General features: G+C 44.4%; 17 protein-coding genes. 8 read left to right on the plus strand and 9 right to left on the minus strand.

Features of this window, described 5'->3' with window-relative positions:
* The first annotated feature begins 80 nt into the window (after nucleotides 1–80).
* From IBX48_RS04165 to IBX48_RS04175, 3 genes are all read left to right on the plus strand, one after another.
* The gene (locus IBX48_RS04165; RefSeq protein ID WP_296831093.1) at nucleotides 81–776 is read left to right on the plus strand and encodes a pirin family protein; all 696 of its coding nucleotides are present in this window, start codon (nucleotides 81–83) and stop codon (nucleotides 774–776) included.
* Between the two features lie 25 nt (nucleotides 777–801).
* Nucleotides 802–1,335 carry an NAD(P)H-dependent oxidoreductase gene (locus tag IBX48_RS04170; protein WP_296831096.1) on the plus strand — a complete coding sequence of 178 codons (534 nt, stop codon included), beginning with the start codon at nucleotides 802–804 and terminating at the stop codon, nucleotides 1,333–1,335.
* A gap of 173 nt (nucleotides 1,336–1,508) precedes the next feature.
* Entirely contained in the window at nucleotides 1,509–2,732 is a 1,224-nt protein-coding gene (locus IBX48_RS04175) for an acyltransferase (protein WP_296831097.1), read from the plus strand.
* Between the two features lie 22 nt (nucleotides 2,733–2,754).
* On the opposite strand, the gene IBX48_RS04180 is transcribed toward IBX48_RS04175, so the two are convergent.
* Nucleotides 2,755–3,903: a murein transglycosylase domain-containing protein gene (locus tag IBX48_RS04180; protein ID WP_296831099.1), complete on the minus strand. Its 1,149-nt coding sequence runs from the start codon at nucleotides 3,901–3,903 to the stop codon at nucleotides 2,755–2,757.
* A gap of 106 nt (nucleotides 3,904–4,009) precedes the next feature.
* On the opposite strand from IBX48_RS04180, the gene IBX48_RS04185 reads away from it, so the two are divergent.
* Nucleotides 4,010–4,372, plus strand: coding sequence for a hypothetical protein (locus IBX48_RS04185; protein ID WP_296831101.1), 363 nt, complete (start codon nucleotides 4,010–4,012; stop codon nucleotides 4,370–4,372).
* A 39-nt stretch (nucleotides 4,373–4,411) separates the two neighbouring features.
* Nucleotides 4,412–6,574, plus strand: coding sequence for a TonB-dependent receptor (locus IBX48_RS04190; RefSeq protein ID WP_296831103.1), 2,163 nt, complete (start codon nucleotides 4,412–4,414; stop codon nucleotides 6,572–6,574).
* A 46-nt stretch (nucleotides 6,575–6,620) separates the two neighbouring features.
* Here the strand turns inward: IBX48_RS04190 and IBX48_RS04195 are convergent, their stop codons facing one another.
* From IBX48_RS04195 to IBX48_RS04205, 3 genes are all read right to left on the minus strand, one after another.
* On the minus strand, nucleotides 6,621–7,586 hold the full coding sequence (locus tag IBX48_RS04195) for a DNA/RNA non-specific endonuclease (protein ID WP_296831104.1): 966 nt from the start codon (nucleotides 7,584–7,586) through the stop codon (nucleotides 6,621–6,623).
* A 91-nt stretch (nucleotides 7,587–7,677) separates the two neighbouring features.
* On the minus strand, nucleotides 7,678–8,457 hold the full coding sequence (locus tag IBX48_RS04200; protein ID WP_296831106.1) for a methyltransferase domain-containing protein: 780 nt from the start codon (nucleotides 8,455–8,457) through the stop codon (nucleotides 7,678–7,680).
* A gap of 40 nt (nucleotides 8,458–8,497) precedes the next feature.
* Nucleotides 8,498–9,100, minus strand: coding sequence for a hypothetical protein (locus IBX48_RS04205; RefSeq protein WP_296831108.1), 603 nt, complete (start codon nucleotides 9,098–9,100; stop codon nucleotides 8,498–8,500).
* Between the two features lie 161 nt (nucleotides 9,101–9,261).
* On the opposite strand from IBX48_RS04205, the gene IBX48_RS04210 reads away from it, so the two are divergent.
* Nucleotides 9,262–10,146 carry an HDOD domain-containing protein gene (locus IBX48_RS04210; RefSeq protein WP_296831110.1) on the plus strand — a complete coding sequence of 295 codons (885 nt, stop codon included), beginning with the start codon at nucleotides 9,262–9,264 and terminating at the stop codon, nucleotides 10,144–10,146.
* A gap of 12 nt (nucleotides 10,147–10,158) precedes the next feature.
* Here IBX48_RS04210 and IBX48_RS04215 read toward each other — a convergent pair whose 3' ends face one another.
* From IBX48_RS04215 to hmpA, 3 genes are all read right to left on the minus strand, one after another.
* Nucleotides 10,159–11,475 carry a GGDEF domain-containing protein gene (locus IBX48_RS04215; RefSeq protein ID WP_296831112.1) on the minus strand — a complete coding sequence of 439 codons (1,317 nt, stop codon included), beginning with the start codon at nucleotides 11,473–11,475 and terminating at the stop codon, nucleotides 10,159–10,161.
* A gap of 201 nt (nucleotides 11,476–11,676) precedes the next feature.
* On the minus strand, nucleotides 11,677–12,837 hold the full coding sequence (locus tag IBX48_RS04220) for an NnrS family protein (RefSeq protein ID WP_296831114.1): 1,161 nt from the start codon (nucleotides 12,835–12,837) through the stop codon (nucleotides 11,677–11,679).
* A 77-nt stretch (nucleotides 12,838–12,914) separates the two neighbouring features.
* On the minus strand, nucleotides 12,915–14,096 hold the full coding sequence (hmpA, locus tag IBX48_RS04225; RefSeq protein ID WP_296831117.1) for an NO-inducible flavohemoprotein: 1,182 nt from the start codon (nucleotides 14,094–14,096) through the stop codon (nucleotides 12,915–12,917).
* Nucleotides 14,097–14,271: 175 nt separating this feature from the next.
* Here hmpA and IBX48_RS04230 point away from each other — a divergent pair, with 175 nt between their 5' ends.
* The gene (locus tag IBX48_RS04230; protein WP_296831119.1) at nucleotides 14,272–14,724 is read left to right on the plus strand and encodes an Rrf2 family transcriptional regulator; all 453 of its coding nucleotides are present in this window, start codon (nucleotides 14,272–14,274) and stop codon (nucleotides 14,722–14,724) included.
* 47 nt (nucleotides 14,725–14,771) lie between these two features.
* Here the strand turns inward: IBX48_RS04230 and IBX48_RS04235 are convergent, their stop codons facing one another.
* Nucleotides 14,772–15,428, minus strand: coding sequence for a rhodanese-like domain-containing protein (locus tag IBX48_RS04235; RefSeq protein WP_296831121.1), 657 nt, complete (start codon nucleotides 15,426–15,428; stop codon nucleotides 14,772–14,774).
* 175 nt (nucleotides 15,429–15,603) lie between these two features.
* On the opposite strand from IBX48_RS04235, the gene IBX48_RS04240 reads away from it, so the two are divergent.
* Complete coding sequence (locus IBX48_RS04240) at nucleotides 15,604–16,326, plus strand: HPP family protein (protein ID WP_296831123.1); 723 nt, start codon at nucleotides 15,604–15,606, stop codon at nucleotides 16,324–16,326.
* On the opposite strand, the gene IBX48_RS04245 is transcribed toward IBX48_RS04240, so the two are convergent.
* Nucleotides 16,306–18,624 carry an EAL domain-containing protein gene (locus IBX48_RS04245; RefSeq protein ID WP_296831125.1) on the minus strand — a complete coding sequence of 773 codons (2,319 nt, stop codon included), beginning with the start codon at nucleotides 18,622–18,624 and terminating at the stop codon, nucleotides 16,306–16,308. The two genes, IBX48_RS04240 and IBX48_RS04245, sit on opposite strands and share 21 nt — an antisense overlap.
* Nucleotides 18,625–18,831: the final 207 nt, after the last annotated feature.

Genomic DNA, 18,831 nt, shown 5'->3' on the forward strand with positions numbered 1-18,831 from the left:
AAGTAAATTCATATTTCTTGTATTATCAATCATACAAGAAAAAGTTAAACTTTAGTTGTCAATTAATTAAGGAGACTGAAATGTTACGTTTAAGACCTTCTAACGAGCGCGGCTATGCCGAGCATAGCTGGTTAAAATCCTATCACACGTTTTCATTTTCAAGCTACTTTGATCGTAATCAGATGAACTTTCGAAGTTTGCGTGTGATGAACGAGGATTGGATTGATCCAAGTTCAGGTTTTCCAACCCATCCACACGACAATATGGAAATTATTACCTATGTGATTGAAGGCCGAGTGGCGCATAAAGACAGCATGGGCAATGTGGAAGAAATTCAGCCGGGTGAAATTCAGTGCATGAGTGCCGGCACGGGGATTACTCACAGTGAATTTAATCCGTCAGACACGGATACCACGCATTTATACCAAATTTGGTTAATGCCGGCTGAAAACAATATCAAACCCAGCTACCAGCAAATCCGTTATGATCAGGCCGCGTTGGGTGACTTGGTGTTATTAGCTAGTCAGCAACCGCCTGAGGGCGCGGTGTTTATTAACCAGGACGTGGATTTGTATCGTGCTGAAATGCAGGCCGGTCAAGAGGTGAAATTTGATATTCGCCCAGGTCGTGGGGTGTGGATTCAGCTGGTGAAAGGCGAGTTGGATGTAAATGGCGCAAGCATGCAAACCGGTGATGGCTTGGCGGTTGAAGATGAAGCAGGCCTGGTGATAACCACCGATTCGCACGCCGAATTCTTATTGTATGATTTATGTTAACTAACTACGATTTTAAGGGAAAAATATGAAGTTTTTAGCGATAAGTGGCAGTGTGCGTAAGGGTTCTTTAAACACCTCATTATTACGTGCCGCGGCCGAGTTAGTGCCGGAAGATGTGACGATGGATATTCGCACGTTGCAGGGTATTGAGTTATTGGATCCGAACACCTTGGAAAATGGCTTCCCAGATTTAATTAACAAGTTGGCGCTGGAAGTTAAGCAAGCCGATGCGTTAGTGCTGGCTTCGCCTGAGTTTAATTATTCGGTGACGGCCGCGATGAAAAACGTGATTGACTGGTTGTCGATTCACCCAGAAAAGCCGCTTAAAAATAAGCCCACCGCCATGATGAGTGCAAGCCCAAGTGGTTTAGGTGGCGCACGTGCGCAGTATCAATTGCGTCAAATGTTGATTTATCCAGATGTAAAAGTGTTGGCGGTACCAGAGGTAATGGTGGGTAATGCATTTGAGCGTTTTACGGCTCAAGGTGAACTCACCGATGACAACACCAAAGCCTTGATCAAACAACAAATGCAGGTGTTAAAAGATATGTGTGCTTAAGCTTTATTTAAAGATTCAAGCGTTACTTCAGTTTTAACCCGTCCTTCAAACCGGCGGGTTTTTTTTATCTCCGTTATAGCAAATCGGCAGCCCGTATATAAAGGTGATAAAATTCATCGCTTATGTTAGGTCTAAACACCAGGCCTGGTGGTTAAGTTAAGCGGGAGATAAGGGTGGCGTTTTGGCAAATTAAGTCGGATTTTTCACAGGTGATGAACGCCAGTGACCATGAGCATTCTGCCATTGATGGCTTACGTGCTTTAGCGATTTTAATGGTGATCGCATTTCACGCTTTGTACATTGCGCATGTGGTGCTGGATAAACAAGCGTTTGTCGATCTGGTGGTCAACCTGCCATTTGGCCTGGGTTTAATGATTAGTTTTGATAAAGCCGTAGATGGTTTTTTTGTGATTTCGGGGTTTTTGCTCGCGAGCTCGTTATTACAGTCACAACAACGCGGACAAACATTGGATTTTTGGCGTTTTTACCGTAAACGTTTATATCGTATTTTGCCGTTGTTTTTTATTGCGTTGGCGCTTTATGCGTCGGTGGCTTGGAAAGGCGATTGGTATAGTCTGTTACTCAATTTGTTTTTTATGGAAAACAATTTTCCTGAGGCGACTAAGCTGATTCCGGTTGGTTGGTCACTGGCGATCGAAATGCAATTTTATTTATTACTGCCGATTCTGTTAGTGTTGAGCGGGCGTTTTTTACCGCAAGTCTTGCTGTTTTTATTAGCGCTCGCCTTGCTGATTAAGTTTTGGGTTATTTTTTCTGACCCTAATCTACACCAAGTATCGGTACTGGCTTTTTTATCTGCTCAAGTACACCCGGCTATTTTATTAGATCAGGTGTATTATCCGACCTGGATGCGTTTTGATCCGTTAATTATGGGGGTATTGGCGGCCTGGTTTTGGGTGTATGCCCGTCCACAACTGCAACAGTATAAAAGCCGATTATTTCATTTAGGTTGGCTATTAGTGGTGGTGAGTTTTGTCTATCCTGACCATCGTCAAGTCGAGGTGGTTTACCCAATTTTAAATGGTTTGGGTATGGCCTTGCACCGTCCGGCGTTTGCATTAGGCATTAGCTTTTTATTACTGGCCTTGTTATTACCGAATAGTGGTGGAGTGTTGCAAGGTTTAAAACGTGGGTTGTCGGTGCGTTTTTGGCGTTCTTGGAGTGAGATGGTGTTTCCGCTGTATTTATTCCATTTTCCGATGTTGGCGATTGCAGCGGTCGCCGTCTTTGGCACCACGGATCCGAAAGCCGTTAGCCAAGTGCATTATTGGCAAGTTGGTTTAATCTTTGTGTTGGGTGCGGTGTTGACCTGGTTGTTTAGTTTGGTGCTGCACCTGTTGGTGGAAAAACCCTTCCATCGCTATGGCCGCGCTTAAGCAGCCACTCACCCGAAGTTGGTTAAGCGTATTTACGCTGAAATTGCGTGACCTTTTGCATATAACGGCGGGTTTCTTCGTAAGGTAGGTTTTTGACCAACTGCTGGTAAACCTGATTTGGGCTAAGTTGGTTAATCCGATCAAACGCCTTGCTTCGATCCGCATCAAACGCTTTCAGCACGTTTCCGCTGCCAGTGTTGTAACCGGCAATCACACAATATTCACGAGATTGCGGATGCGTCACTCGCACCAAATAACGATCATTTAATATCGACAAATAACCCACGCCCATTCGAATATTGTTTTTGGGCACAAACAAATAGTCTTTGGTTGGCGTGCCAGGTTTGTTGTAGACCAGCTGGTGCGCATCACGCCCAGCTGAACTCGGCACAATTTGCATCAAACCATAGGCTGGAATATGGCTGATCGCATAGGGGTTAAAACTACTTTCGGCTTCCATAATGGCATACACCAACGAGGTTTTAACCTTATAACGTCGAGCATTTTCGGTAACATAAGCCGCGTATTTGTTTTGTGAATCGGTTTGGTGATCTTTCACCATGTTGAAGCTCACAAAATGGCGGGTTTTTTTATTGTAGCGGTCATGCTGATAGGCGGTGCGCATTAAATATTTTGCATATTGTTGGGCGCGCCAAGCATAACGCACGGGTTGGCCTTGGTGATCTAATACCAGGTTTAACAAAAACGGTTCACCATTCGGTGTGACATCTTTGTCGGTTAGCAGTTCAACCTTGCTGGGGTCGTCTGGGGTTAATAAGGTGGCAATAATCGCTTGTTCCAGTTTGGCTTTGGAATCGACCGAATCGACGGTTTCAACCCGAATCAAACCGGTTTCAAAGTTAACAATCGCCCGGCTTTGATATTCGTCGGTATATTTAATATATTCGCGCTGGCTGGCGACCTTTTCATCACCCCATTCTTTTAGTAAGCGTTCGGTTAATTCTTCGAACTGTTTGCGAACCAATTGATCTAAAACCGGAATGCCAGTGGTAGGGAGCTGATCGGTCAGGGCTTTACTAACCTCACCTTTGGTTAGGTTTTGGCCGGCTTGAATCGAGCGTCTGACTTCGTTGGGTGTGCAACCGATTAAACCGACCAGCGGCCCGGCGGCAAGTAATTGGAGGAGTTGGCGTCTTTTCATGGTTTGCATTATAGCTAAACACCATGTGTGTCACCAACTTTGTTAAATAATGTGGGTGGTTAGCTCAAGTAATATCCATGCGCTAAATAGCAGTTATCCGCTATAATCGTCGATTATGAAATCTTACCGCTTTAGCCTATTTCTCATTTTAAGTCTGTTGTTTGTACAGACACTCAGCATAACGCATGCCGTGGCGCATCCGTTTCATGCCGATGCCGCACAGGCCGATTCGGCGGCGCATTCGCATGCTGTTTTTGAAATAGCGCAAGCCAGTCACTCACATGACCAAACCGGAATCGACGATTGGGTTTGTGAGTTGTTTGACAGTGTGCCCAATACCGCACTCGAAAATAAAACCAACTCTAGTTGGTTAATGGCTGAAGCATTAGCACCAGGCCTGGTGGTCCCATTTACAGTTTTAATCCCGCCAACACTCTACCCTTCCAACTGGAGTCGTGCACCGCCTATCCTTAATTAATTTGATCAAATTATTTGTCTATTAATTAAGGAGTTTCACGTGAAACATACAAGTTTACGTTTGGCCGTGCTTGCGGCTTTGGGTGTGAGTGCCCCCATTTTGGCGGCCGATTTGTCGGCTATTGTTATTTCAGCCTCCCCGATTCACTCTCATGAAGTCTTTGAAGTACCGACCCAGGTTGATAGTTTGTCCGGTGATGAAAAATCTGAGCGTGATAGCGCATCATTGGGTGAGTTGTTAGAGGCTTTTCCGGGGGTTAATAATCAGTCAACCGGAGGCGCGGTTGGCAAGCCGGTGATCCGTGGTTTGACGGGTGAGCGAACTAAAGTGTTGTCAAATGGTAATACGTTGGATTATCAAGCTTATGGTGAACGCCATGGGCCAACTCTCGATCCTTATTTATATGACCGAGTGGAAGTGATTCGGGGTGCTCAAGGGGTGCTGTATGGCAGCGAAGCCATGGGGGGTGTGGTGAGTTTACATTCACCAGAGATTCCTTATGCACCACCTGGAGAAACACATCAGGAAGGTGAATTGGCGACGGAATTCCAGCCCAACAACCAGGCCTGGATGGCGGGTGCAAAAGCTGGAATCGCATCAGATAAATTAGGCTTAACCTTTGGCTTAGTTCAGCGTTCGGCGGATAATTTTCGCTCGGCTAACTCAAGCGCAGCGGACGAACCTGCACCGGGCGATAACCCAAGCTCTAAACCCCTCGTTACTGGTGAAACGCCCTATACCAATTATGAAAACCAAGCGGTCAATATTGGGCTGGGCTACCAGGCCGACTGGGGTAATGTCGAAGCGCGTTATAGTCAATGGCAGGGTAAACAAAACTTTTTATTGGTGCATGAAGAAGCGACAGGCTATGATTTGGAAGGTTCTGGTCAACAAATGCAGCATGACGAATTTCAATTAAAAGCTGAGGTGGCGCTTAACCAGGCCTGGTTGTTCAAGCCGAGCTGGACACGTTCTTACAACACCCGCGAAGAAAGTCATGATGAGCCGTTTGAAACCATGGCCGAACACAAGGGTACCGATCATTATCTCGATCTAAGAGTTAAACGCGATGATGTAAAGCTTGGCCTAGTTCATCCTAAAGTTGGCGCGTTTGAAGGCGAAGTTGGGATTGAATTAATGGATAAAACCCAAACTCTAAAATCGGGCCATTTGGCACCCAGCGCCAAAGAAACACGACATGCGGTATACCTATTTGAAGAAGCCGATTACGACCGTTGGTTGGTGCAATGGGGCGCGCGATATGACGTGCATAAAATCAAAGCCGGAATGGGGCTCGATAATGAACATTTCTGGGATGATATGGCCATCTATGCTGATTCCAGCAATGAACGCCAGTTTTCGGTATTGACTGGTGCGTTGGGGGCGACTTATCGTTTCAATGAGCGTTGGAAGTTGGCGGCGAATTTGGGCCAAGGTTTCCGTGCGCCAAGTGTGTTTGAGTTATTTGCCGGTGGGACGCATAGTGGAGTCGATGCATTTCAACGCGGTAATCCAGACTTAAAAGCCGAAACTTCGTTAAATACAGACCTTTCGTTGCGTTGGCAGGCCGAGCAAAGTGCGATGAATATGACCGCTTATCAAAACAGCATTGATAATTATATATATTTAGAACGTACCGGGTTTGAAGTGGATGCAGAAGGTGACCGTTTAGCGGATTGCAATACGGTAACTTGTTATGACGAAATGCAAGCCGAGCAAACCAATGCCGTAATGCAAGGTTTAGAGTGGCAGTTAAGCCATCAGTTTAACCAGGCCTGGTCGGTGGACACGGCGTTGGAATTGATTGCGGGTCGTGATACGTCAAATAAGCGCGATTTACCCTTGTTGCCAGCCAACAATTTGCGACTGAATGTGCATTATGTTTTAGCACCTGTTGGTCAGTTACAAAACCAGCGCCTAAGTGTTGGTTTTAAAGCCGTAGCCGACAGAAAAACAGCGGGTGAATTTGAGGCCTTTAGTCAATACGACGATATGCCATTTGGTACCGCTTCCACCGAGGCTTATCAACTGTGGAACATGGGTTATCATGCACAAATAAAAATCGATAAAAACCAACTCGATTTAGGGCTCAAGGTGGACAACCTGTTTGACACTGCTTATCGTGACTTTTTAGATACCTATAAAGGTTATGCGCAAGGCATGGGCCGTAATATCAAACTGAGTGCGCGTTTAGCATTTTAACCCGTGTTAACAACGCCCACCTGTTTGGTGGGTGTTTCTGTTTAAATCAATATCGTGCACTTTGAGTCGCGATTCTTTCGTTAAAGTCCCAAGACTGGGGGTCTATTAAGGTTTCAACATAGGCTTCGACACCATCATCTAACTCATGTAGAAAATCCAAACCGGTTTGTTCTTCAATATCTCGAATACTCACTAAAAACTGACTTAAATCTTCATTGCCTTGTGCGGTTTGTGGCATTACAAAAGCCAACACTTTTGGTGGCTCGCCATTTTTAGACTCCCGTACAAAGATTTTATAAAACCCTTTTGGAATCGCGATGAACTTATAACCCGGAAGATGATTGGGTTTGTCATCAAAAATTGGGCCGGTTATCACCGTAAACGGGGCATAGCGGTCAGCAAAATGATTCGCCGAAATTTCTTCTAAACGCTGCCAAGCGCGACGGTTTAAATTTGGTGCTTGTGGGCTAATGTTGGTCATTAAAAAGGTTTCGAGTTGGGCATTTTGGCCATAACGTGACGCAATCACGTGGTTAGGGGCAAGATGGCCACGGTCGTAACCCGTTGCGGTGTAGTCATCGTGATCAATACAAGGCAAAACTAGCCAGCAACGTGTGCTACGCCAGTCGGACTTAAATTGACTGGGGCGTGGCAATCGTGGACTAGATTCCGCTTTGGGTAAAACTTGATAGGTCACCCAAAGCGGATTACCGAGTTTTTCAGAATAGCCGACCATGTAGGCTTCGTTACGAAACACGCGCGTGCTGAAGCGGTCTGTCCAATCGGTGTCGAAATCAATGTCGCGATGTTTAGGCACACCCTCAAAACTCATGCTACTGCGCATGACTTTGGATTCAACTGCATACCAAACACTGGCGGCTATTATCCCGACTCCGGCCAATTTGGCATAGGTTTTTAAACGCGAAGCTTTAGGTTTTGTTGGTTGATTGCTAGTGGTGTAGCCATTGCCGTTATTGCCTTTGCGGCGTCGCCATCTGCGCCATCTTGCCATGCTTTATCTCCGATTTAGATGGGGTTATTATACGAGAATCTTTAACGGATTCGATCACTGTTTAACGTGGATGAAAATTTTAAAATTGTGGTTAACGGCGTCTCGCAAGCAGGTGAACGTAACGCCCCATGTCACGATAAGTCGGCAGGCGACAATATTGATATTCCAAATCCAACAAGGCCAGTGGGTCACTTTTTTCTAAAGTTTCCGGACGAATATAATCGTTAAACACACGAATGCCGGTATGAATTTCAACTTCAAATCCCCATTCTTCTAACCAGCCTAAAACCTCGTGCGGATATTGGGGATTGGGCGGGGTGAGTTTTTTACCTTTGCCAATATAGGCATTTTGCAAAATAAGCGGCCAACGCCATTCGCCTTTTAACACATTGTTATAAACAAAGGCATTACGATTGTAAAACAGTAAAGATAAGTAACCACCAGGCCTGGTTTGGTGAGCCACGGTTTGTAAGGTGGCTTTGGGTTCGGCTAACCATTCCAATACCGCGTGGAACAGTACCAAATCAAATTCTGGTAAATCGGCCACTAGGTCTTGCGATGCGCCATGCAGAAACTGAGCTTCAATCCCGGCTTGCGCAAAGTTTTGTTGCGCTCGATCCAGCATATTGCGTGATAGATCACATAAGGTAAGTTGATGGCCGACTTGCGCCAACCACAGCCCCACTTGAGCAAAGCCACAGCCTGCATCCCAAATTTGTAAGGCATCCGAGGGCTCGGAAGGTTTCACGTGAAACCTAGCTAGATCTTCTTTAATCAGTTTTAAACGCCATTCACCTTTAACTGTGCCATAGACCTTTTGTTCAAATTTATCAATTAAGTGGTCAAAATTACGATCTTTGGGTTGGCTCATGGCGGGCTCAGTTGCTGTTAACAGCCGTTATTATAATGGTTTAATTAATCGAATCGTCATTTGCTTCGCGTAACGCCTTGCGAAGTTTTATTAATTCAGACTTAAAGTTTTCCGCATCCCCAAATTCCGTAAATTCAAGATAAAGTGGATGGGCACCTAAGCGTTTTTTTGCATGTTTAATTGGGCAAAAGTATTGTTCGGTTCGCGCAATGATTTCACTCGCATAAGCCATTAGACCGTTGCCATAAGCGCAGTATTGACAGTTGATTTTCTGCACAATATTTAGGTAACGTAATTGGTCGCGGTCGAAAATGAAATAGGCGCCACGTTTAACACGCGCCATACCGTAAATCGGAAAACAGGTGTATTGATAAAAACTGATGAAGATGTCCATGATCACCAGCGGGATTGCCATGCCATAGATAATCGGTGCGGTGATAATATTTTGCGGTCGATCAACAAACAAGGTTTGAAATAGACTGGTTTTAAGTTTTTTATGTGTGCGGCCGATTGAATCTTCGAACTCAACTCGTTTGCCTTTTAGGTGATAGCTAATCTGTTGTTGACGTTCTCGTAAGGTTGCACCGAGCTCATCTTCAAGTTGCGTAATTTGTTTAAGTAGATTTTCAATTCGATTTGGCATAAGCACTTCTTTTTATAAGTTTCATAAGTATCATACCAGTGGGAGTGGCTATGCAAAGCGAAGATTTATAGCGGGTCTAACTAATCTCGCCTAGCGGTTTAGTAGGTTAATATTTATAATGAAATAAAGCATGATGATGCTTAACTAATCAAGGATTCTAAATGATAGATGAAGCCGCGATGCGAGAAGGCATAACCAAAGCCAGCTTAATTCTAAAGACCTTAGAAGTTGAAACGGTACCGGTAGAAATTTTGCAGTTACACGTCTTAATCAGTGGGGATTCGCCGAGTATTGCGGATATTGAAGCGGTTATTTCGCGCAATCCAGAGGTTATGGGGTCTTTTTTAAGTATGGCGAACCAGGCCCTTAATCGTCCAGTGGATGACTTAATTCTAAATGTAGCAGCGGCTATTCATTTATTAGGTTTAGAGGAAATTCACCAACTGTTTGTATTATCTCATGTGCTTAAAATCGTGCCAGTATCGCAAACGGATCAAACAATATTAAAGCGCTGTATGCGTGCCGGAATTGCTTCGGCTGAACTGACACACTGGATATATGGCTTAAGCCGTAGCGAAGCTTTTTTGATCAGTTACATGCAGGACATCGGGGCTTTGTATATGATGCGGCATGATCCGCTCAATTATCGAGATCAAGTATTTAACCAACAACAAGCGTTTCCGATTTCTAAATACCAGGACGAAGTGGATTACTATAAAACCTCGCATTGTTATGTCGGTGGCCTAATCACCAAACGGTGGAACTTAGGGAGCTTGCTATATCGAAGTGTGTTGTTCCATCATCATGCTGACTTAAAAAGTTTGGCTGTCATTGATGATCTTACCAGCAAAATGGTGGCGTTAAATCGGATCGCTAACTTTTTGGTGTTTGATCGTTTTTCAGACTACTATTTTACGAAAGAACTGGAAGACAGTTTTGATGAGGCGTGTGCGTTTGTAGGTGTCACAGATCATATGTTACATGCCGCTGATGCCGCATTAGAAAAATGGGCAGATGCGGAAAGTTTGCCCGAAGCCAGTCACTAAAAGATTGAAGGCTTAGTTTATTGTTTTTGCATTGGCCGAGTCCGGATAGTGATCAGTATTCGCCGCCATCAGTAAATGTTCACAACCTTCGACGCGGTTGCGACCAGTGTTTTTGGCTTTATAGAGCGCAATATCAGCTCGGTTAATGACTTGTTTAATTTGATCTTGATAGGTCACCCTTGCCACGCCGATGCTGACCGTGATCGAATCCAAGCTCGAGAAAGTATGCATTTCAACCGCCTGACGAATACGTTCAGCTTGGTCACAAGCCTGGGCTTTATCAAGCGAGGCATTGAGCATAATAAATTCCTCGCCACCCCAACGACCAATTAAGTTGGACTCACCAAACTGGAACTCCAGCAGGGAGGCAAACTCCACCAGCACCTTATCGCCCAGTTCATGACCATGTTCATCATTAATTTGTTTGAAGTGATCAATATCCAAAAATAATACCTGATAAGGTTCACCAAATTTGAGAAAACGTTGGTGTGCGGTTTGCAGGTATTGATCCATTTTAAAACGGTTCACCAAGCCTGTTAAAGCATCGGTTTCTGAGAGTTTTTGCAACATGCGATTTTTATCAATCAAGGTGTTTTGAATATCGGTTAACGCGACGGTGCGTTCTGCAACACGTTGTTCAAGTTCTTCATTGGCATATCGCAGTGCCTGGTTGATATGGCTGAATCGGTTAAACACAAACAATGCGAATAAAAAACTCAGCATAATGAGTGAAATCGCCAAACTCACTACATTAATCATGAGTTTATCAATAGATTGGCCAGCCTTTTGAATCGAATTTTGAATTTCAATCGCCTGATAATGGGAGAATTCATTGACCTTATCGGTGAATTGATTAAGCAGATCAATGCTTTGTGTGGTGACTAACTTCCGTGCTTGCTGCTCTTCACCCTGCAATGTCATTCGGGCAATTTGGGTTTGTAATGGACCGGTTACATTCGCCATTTGATGAATGTCTTCCATCCATTGACGTTCAAATGCATTTTCATCCGACAGGTAAGCGAGGATTTCACGGTTAGACAAATAATCGCTCGCATTATCGTAAAACTTCATTAAGGTTTCATCTATAAGCAGCGGATCGTCCAGCAACAACATTTGCTGTAAATTGATGGTGCGGTTTTGACCCGCAATGTGCATATTTAAAAGGCTGTGGAGTTTTTGATGTTGGTGATTAACCAGTTGACCGGCTTTGTTCAAGGTTGAGCTGGTTAATTGTTGGGCGGTCAAAACTAAGGCCGTGATCAGCACCATTACCAATATCAAACTCAGTGCAATCCATAAGCCAAACGAGTTTTCGGTCATTTTTTTCATAAGAATTGCTTTAAGCCTTAAAAGTCGTTTTATAACGTTACTTTTTAACATAAAAACCAAGCTAACAGTATATTTTTAAACGAGTTTAGCGCAAAAATTTTGAATTGGTGTAAAAATCTATTATATATAAACAAGTGTGAATATTAGCTGAGATTAATGTGATATTTAGCGGTTAAATGGCGTAACCGCTAATGGGTAGCCTTAAAGCACCAGGCCTGGTGCTTTAAGGCTAGGGCGTGTGAGGATGCGCCAATACAAAATCAGTAATAAACCAAAGCCGATAATCCAGCCCAGTTGGCTTAATTGAATCCAGTTTAAAGTCTGTTGCGGCCAAATCAATGGCAAAACAACCCGTGCAAAGGCTGCGAAAGTTAACGCGACAAAAACCCAAATCAAACCCTTGGGTGGCTCAAATACGTTACGCTGAGTGTGACCTAAGCTGATACGCGCCATCATAGCAGAACATAATAAACCGATGCCCCCCGCTGCGAGCGCATGAATGGCTAGACTGGCGGACACCATCCCGATCCCTACAAACCCATATAACACTAAGCCTAGCGTAATAAACGCATGCGATAAATGCAACGGCCATATTAAGAGCTGTGACCAGACTCTAGGATGATACCACCAGGCCTGGCGGATCATAAATAAGCCGGCTAAAGGCCAAGCGATCAAACTGATTAACCAACTACTGGGTGCGAAAACCAGCGTTAGCATTAAACTTAAAAAACCAACCATAATGCAAGTATCTAACCAATCTGCGTTACGAAATGGCGCGACACCCAATGCTTTTTCAGTAAAGAAAGGGGTTAAACGCCGGATCATAGTTAAGTTAATACTCAATACTAAGAATAAACCGACAATTAGGCTTTCCTGAACCCAAGACCAGGCCTGGTGGGCATTGATATAGAAGCTTAGATTAGCCACAAAAATCGCCACGAACAGCAAAGCCAAACCGGTTTGCGCGTTCAGTCGCTGTTTCCATACTGGCCAGACAAAGTGCAACACCAGCCCTAGATTAAACGCCAAATCAAACAGCGCGACCCAAACAATCGGCAAATCAACTAAAAACGCGACCCGTGCTAACGCCCACAAGCTAAATATAAGCCCGAGTTTCCAACCCGACGCCGAGTTCATACGCGACCAGTTCATCACCGCGGTTAGCAAAAAGCCGGTTACGGTGGCCAAGGCATAGCCAAAAATCATTTCGTGTGCATGCCAAACCACGCCGGATGTGCCACTAAAACCAGCGCTGGAAATAGGAAATTGCCACCACCAAAAAGTCATGGCTATCACCGCAAATACCGCACCGCCCAAAAAGAAGCTACGAAAAGCGCGGTCAAAAAAAATGGATGAATTCATGGTGTCCCTGTGAATTAAAAATCAAACACATCGGGCCAGTCTAAACCTGACCTGACGTGTTGAATAAATTACCTAAGTTATTTAAGTGACGTGGTCGGACCAAATACTTCATAGTGAAGTTGTTCGGGTTTAAAACCCAGCTCGGTGCAAGCATCGTGAATCGCTGCCATAAAGGGTTTGGGGCCACAGAAATAAACATCGGCTTGAGTATTAGAGAGCCATTTTTTCAAGATGTCAGCATTTAAGTAACCCTGGTGATCGGCGCCTTCGCCAAACTGATAAGCACTGAAATATTCAAACCCGTATTTATGCTTTAATAAGCTGATCTCGTTTTTCATTATATGATGTGATGCGTCTCGCACACATTGAATAAAACACAAATTTTGCTTAGGGTCTTTGTTGAGTTGGTCATGCAACATGCTTAATAACGGTGTGATGCCCACACCTGCGGCAATAAATATTTTGGCATTAATTTGATTTTTAACAATAAAATCACCAGTTGGCGGTTGAACCCATACTTGATCACCTACTTGGGCTTGATGCAAACGATTAGACACCTGCCCTGGGTGATCGGGTGAGTGGGCTTCAGTTTTAACGCTAATACGATAATAAGGTTCACCCGGGGCATTCGAAATGGAGTATTGACGAATTTCATCAAACTCAGCCTTTCCGCCTTTAAGTTTGATGCCCAAATATTGACCCGCTTCAAACTCAACTAACTCACCATCTTCTGGGATCAAATAAAAAGATTTAACTGCCCCGCCTTCGTTGACGATGCGCGAAATATTGAAGGCTTTAAAACCGCGCCAGCCGCCGGTTTTTTGTTCATTAGCCGCGTAAATTTGTTCTTCGGTATCCACAAACACTTGAGCTAAAAAACCATAAGCCACCGCCCAAGCTTTTAATACTTCGTGATCATCGGGTAAGGACAAATGTTCCTGTATCGCTTCCAGCAAATACTTGCCCACAATGGGGTAATGGTCTGGTTGAATATGCAAACTTGCGTGTTTATGTGCAATGCGTTTTACCATCGGCCCAAGTGCCTCGAGCTCGTCAATTCGGCTGGCGTACATAAAGACCGATTCCGCTAAGGCTTTAGACTGTTCGCCTTGTGCTTGGTTGGCCATGTTAAACACATGCTTAAGTTCAGGGTGGTGGTTAAACAATTTTTTATAGAACAGATGGGTAATGTCGACACCTTGTTCAGCCAGAATTGGCGCAGTGGATTTAACGGTTTCAATAATTTGGGGAGTTAGCATAAAACACTCTCTAGTCGTTAGTGGGTTTTAGGTTGTACGAAAAGCCTATTTGAGAAACTTAGAGCAACTCGGATCACTTAAGATTCATATTAAATGTATCTTTTAAAGGTGCATACTATTTGAATGTTTGATTGTTTGTCAACTATAATAGCCAAAAGACAGGGGGAGAATCGCCGTGCAATTGACCAAACAGACAGATTTTGCGTTTCGAGTATTGATTTATTTAGCCTCCAAACCGGCCCAGGATTTATCACAAATTCAGACGATTGCGACACGTTTTAATATTTCGCGTAGTCATGTGATGAAGATTGTGCAAAAAATGGCTAACAGCGGCTTAATTGAGTCGATTCGTGGCCAAGGGGGTGGTTTAAAGTTGGCCAAACCGAGCGATCAAATTAACTTGAGGGAAGTGGTGGAGTTAATGGAAACCACGTTGAATCCGGTGAATTGTCATGAGCCAGTGTGTTTAATCGAAACCAGTTGCGTGCTTAAAAACCATTTGTACCAAGCGCAAGAGCAATACTTGGCACATTTAAGTCAGTTCAGCTTACATGACATAGTGACACCACAAGTACGCCAGGAAATCTTTATAACGCAAATTTCAACTCAGCCGGCTGCATTGCATTAATCGAGGTGCCCAACATAGATTTTTGTGGCGGCGTCTTTGATGGAAATTTAAGGCTTCACGGTGGTTAAACCCAGTGACTGCCAAGCCTGCATTCCGCCTCTGTACCAAAATATCTTGTGTGCCGGATAACCTAGGTTAATTAAAGCTCGGATGTTGGTAGGCGACTGTCCGCACCAAGGGCCGTTACAGAAAAAAACCAGGGTTTTAGCATTCGAAAAATTCCAAATGCCATCGCTGACGCTGGCGTTAAACTGTAACGTTAAGATGCCTTCGACCTCAATAGGTTCATATCCATCGGACGCAGGATGCAGCTTGGTCCAGGGTAAATTGGTGGCACTTGGAATCGTGCCTTTTTCAACCCAATCTGGGGTGCGTGAATCGATAATTAGAATGGAGTCATCGCCATCGGATTTACGTTGTAAAAAGTCAAATAACTCAAGTTCACCAATGGTAGTTACCCCAGGTGCAAGCACCATAGGTTGTACACAAAATGGCGGGCAGGCTCGTGAAGTTAACGCAAAGTCGTCCACGACTCTATTATTTGGGTCTTGTACACGCTGAATGGTGACGGTCTGACCTTTATGTTGAACCTTAACCTCACTCAATTGTGAGCTAATTTTGACTTTTAGATCTTCGGCGAATGTCGCCTGGCTCAGGCTGAGCGCGAAAAAGCATGGCACGATTAGGCTGGATTTATGGAACACGGTAACCCCCCTTTGACCCAATTTAGATGAGTGGTTTGTGCGGTTTAGGTCATCAGTAAAATTAGCAAATAAAACGGGACTTGTCAAAAAAACCAAGCAACCACGAGAGTTCAAAAAGGTTTAAAAATCAGAAACTAAGCTCCAAATAAACTAGAAAAATACGAGGAAATGGACCATGAAACAATGGATTAAGTCAGCTTTTTCGTTTGAAGCCAGTCATCTATCCGAACTGATTGTATCGGTGAGTGGTGTGTTTATCGCCATGATCGCAGTGGTACTAGTGATGGCCTGGGTGAGTGAGGGTGTGTATGCCTGGTTTGTCATCGCTTCAGTGGGTGCTAGTGCAATTATCTTGTTTTCTACCCCTCATGCCCCTATGGCGCAACCCTGGGCGGTATTAGCGGGACAAATGATAGCCGGTATTTGTGGCCTAGCCAGTTGGACGCTTTTTAAAGACCCGATGATGGCCGTGCCGATAGCGGTAGCCAGCACGCTTTTGTTTATGCTGTTGTTTAAAGCACGTCATGCACCAGGTGGCGCAACCGCTTTATTTATTGCGTTGGGTACGGTTGAAGTTGAAACGCTGGGTTGGAGTTTATTATGGTTAAGTTTGTTACCCAGTTTATTAACCTTAATTGTGATGGCGACGTTATTTAACGCCCTGTTTAAATGGCGGCGTTATCCTTATATTGTGTTTAAAAAAACTCAACCACAGGCTGACAAACAGCCAGAAATCACACATGAAGATTTGGTCTACGCCAGCGAGAAAATGCAGGGCTATTTTGAAATGAGCGAAGCCGAATTTATGCAACTTTACCGTGCTGCCCGCCAACACCACAAAACCACCAGGCCTGGTGGTTTTGTGTGCTTGAGTGAGTTAAACCGCGTTTGCTTCTAACACCAGGGTTTCAAATTCGTCAATCGGGCTGGGGTGACCGTATAGGTAACCTTGGTAGTGGAAGCAGCCTAGTTGCGCTAAAACCGCTTGTTGCTCTAGTGTTTCAACGCCTTCGGCAATTACGTCTAAGCCCAGTGATTCAGATAAGGCCACCACCATTTTGGCAATCGCGACATCATTTTTGTCGATCAGAATATCCTGCACAAAGCTCTGATCAATTTTGAGCTGATCCAGTGGTAATTGTTTTAGGTAGGATAAAGATGAATAACCTGTACCAAAGTCATCTAATGAGAAACGCACGCCATTGGCTTTAATCTGATGCATTTTACTCATCACGTGATGAATGCCAACCACCAACATGCTTTCGGTTATTTCGAGTTTAAGTTTATGCGGGTTCGCGCCACACTGCTCGATAAGGTGGAGCGTTTGTTCCACAAAGTCGGTTTGGTGTAGCTGGCGTGCGCTGATATTGACCGACAGGGTGAGAGATGCGAGAGCCGGTTGCGTCGCCCAACGCACTAGGATTTGGCAAGCTTGCTGTAACGCCCAATGCCCCAAAGGCAAAATTAAGCCAGTTTCTTCGGCTAACTGAATAAACTCTCCCGGTGTCAGAATGCCAAGTTTAGGATGTGCCCAACGTATTAAAGCTTCGGCTCCCATAATATGACCATCTTGATCAACTTGAGGCTGCAGATAGAGCACAAACTCTTGTTTATTGATGGCACTGCGTAAATCTCGCTCAAGTTCGCTGCGTTTCATCACCAAAACTTGCATGCTGGGATCAAAAAACTTAAAGGTATTGCGACCGTTTTCCTTGGCGCGATACATCGCGACTTCGGTACTTTTAATTAAGTCATCTACTAAGTGATGATCACCCTGGAAAAGCATAACCCCGACACTGCAAGTGGTTTGATAATCATGATGCGCCAACTGATAAGGCAACCCCAAGGTTTGCATAACGGTTTGAATAAATTGATTGGTTTTGGTGGTGGCGCGTTCGATATTGTTAGATAGATTTTCGAGCAGAATCATAAACTCATCACCACTAAAACGCCCTAATTTGGCTTGGCTTTGGGTTAAGTCAGTGAGTCGGACGGCAACTTTTTGTAACAGCTCATCCCCCACATCATGGCCTTGCGATTCGTTGAGGAGCTTGAAATTATCCAAGTCAATTAAGATCACCGCGCCGTATTGCTGGGTTTTTTTGCTGGTTTGCAGCGTATTCATTAAGTATTGGGTAATAAGCTGGCGGTTGGGTAACTGAGTTAACAAGTCGAAGTTGGTTAAGTAGTCGATTTCGGTTCTGGCTTCGCGCACATCGGTGATGTCTAAACCATGCCCAATATAGCCGACAAATTGACCTTGAGCATCATAGCGCGGTGTACCTTCGTCAACAATCCAGCGGTATTCACCATCATGACGTTTTAGGCGGTAAATCATGCTGAACTTTTGGCGTGCATCAAATGCAGTTTGGTAGGTGTTTAAACAATGCGTTAAATCATCTGGATGTACGCCCACTGTCCAGCCATTACCCAGCTCTTGATCTAATGTTCGCCCAGTAAAATCGAGCCATGGACGATTGAAAAAGGTACAAAGTTTATCTAAGTCTGCAATCCAAATTAAGGCTTGGCCATTATTGGTCATGGTGCGATAAAGGGCTTCATTTTCTTCCAGCTGTTTGGTTTTATGAAGACGTTCGGTATTTAGAAAACGTTCACGCCGCCAACCTAAACCAAACCCCGCCACACCGATTAACCAAATCAACATATGAGACCAAACCAGTTTCATGCCACGGTCTTCATAAAAATAAGAAAAAAGTTTGATCGGCACTGCGGTACCGATGCCGCCTAATACATCGCCGACTTGATAGCCCTGTTGAGCATGGCATTTTAAGCAGCTGGCTTGTGCGATAAAGGGTTTCATTAATCGCAGATAAGTTTCTTCATTATACTCACGTAGTTCTTGCACCGGCTCTAGAGAATGTTTGAATTGATTCAGCACTTTAATTTCCCAGTTATCTGGTGCATTTTGCGGGTTCATCGGCGCTAAGCTGATGATGCGCGTCAATATACCTTCAGGATCACCGTAGTTTTCATGAATGTCGCGTAACACATAAGCCGGATTCATCAAGGTTAAGGCTATACCAGAAGTGGTGGTCACATCACGTTGAGGGTGGTTTAGATAGGGGTTCGGCGGGGTTTGTTGGTTAGGCGGCACATAGACGCCGCCATGATTAGTGGCCCATTGTCGAATCCGCATATCTTGATTGATGCGTTCACTGGCTGCCGAACTCGCCATGGCCAAGGTATGACTTTTTATTCCATAAAGGTTATAAGCCAGTGATCCTAAGGCTAAACTGGTCCATATCAATAGAATTAATGGTAAGCGAAATTGTCTAAGGCGGCTGAACATAGGCTGGCGTTACTTATTGGTTTGTGGTTTGTGAGTGATTTTTAATTATACTTAAATCCACTTTAATCACACGTTTTTAAGTGCGGACCCCAA

Origin of the sequence: Thiomicrospira sp. (assembly GCF_014859555.1) — a bacterium.
Taxonomy (GTDB): Bacteria; Pseudomonadota; Gammaproteobacteria; order Thiomicrospirales; family Thiomicrospiraceae; genus Thiomicrospira.

What these genes read in the sequence shown, in the direction of transcription:
- IBX48_RS04165 (WP_296831093.1), top strand. Translation starts at nt 81, where the DNA reads ATGTTACGTTTAAGACCTTCTAACGAGCGCGGCTATGCCGAGCATAGC.
- IBX48_RS04170 (WP_296831096.1), top strand. Translation starts at nt 802, where the DNA reads ATGAAGTTTTTAGCGATAAGTGGCAGTGTGCGTAAGGGTTCTTTAAAC.
- IBX48_RS04180 (WP_296831099.1), bottom strand. Translation starts at nt 3,903, where the DNA reads ATGCAAACCATGAAAAGACGCCAACTCCTCCAATTACTTGCCGCCGGG.
- IBX48_RS04185 (WP_296831101.1), top strand. Translation starts at nt 4,010, where the DNA reads ATGAAATCTTACCGCTTTAGCCTATTTCTCATTTTAAGTCTGTTGTTT.
- IBX48_RS04195 (WP_296831104.1), bottom strand. Translation starts at nt 7,586, where the DNA reads ATGGCAAGATGGCGCAGATGGCGACGCCGCAAAGGCAATAACGGCAAT.
- IBX48_RS04200 (WP_296831106.1), bottom strand. Translation starts at nt 8,457, where the DNA reads ATGAGCCAACCCAAAGATCGTAATTTTGACCACTTAATTGATAAATTT.
- IBX48_RS04205 (WP_296831108.1), bottom strand. Translation starts at nt 9,100, where the DNA reads ATGCCAAATCGAATTGAAAATCTACTTAAACAAATTACGCAACTTGAA.
- IBX48_RS04210 (WP_296831110.1), top strand. Translation starts at nt 9,262, where the DNA reads ATGATAGATGAAGCCGCGATGCGAGAAGGCATAACCAAAGCCAGCTTA.
- IBX48_RS04215 (WP_296831112.1), bottom strand. Translation starts at nt 11,475, where the DNA reads ATGAAAAAAATGACCGAAAACTCGTTTGGCTTATGGATTGCACTGAGT.
- IBX48_RS04220 (WP_296831114.1), bottom strand. Translation starts at nt 12,837, where the DNA reads ATGAATTCATCCATTTTTTTTGACCGCGCTTTTCGTAGCTTCTTTTTG.
- hmpA (WP_296831117.1), bottom strand. Translation starts at nt 14,096, where the DNA reads ATGCTAACTCCCCAAATTATTGAAACCGTTAAATCCACTGCGCCAATT.
- IBX48_RS04240 (WP_296831123.1), top strand. Translation starts at nt 15,604, where the DNA reads ATGAAACAATGGATTAAGTCAGCTTTTTCGTTTGAAGCCAGTCATCTA.
- IBX48_RS04245 (WP_296831125.1), bottom strand. Translation starts at nt 18,624, where the DNA reads ATGGCGAGTTCGGCAGCCAGTGAACGCATCAATCAAGATATGCGGATT.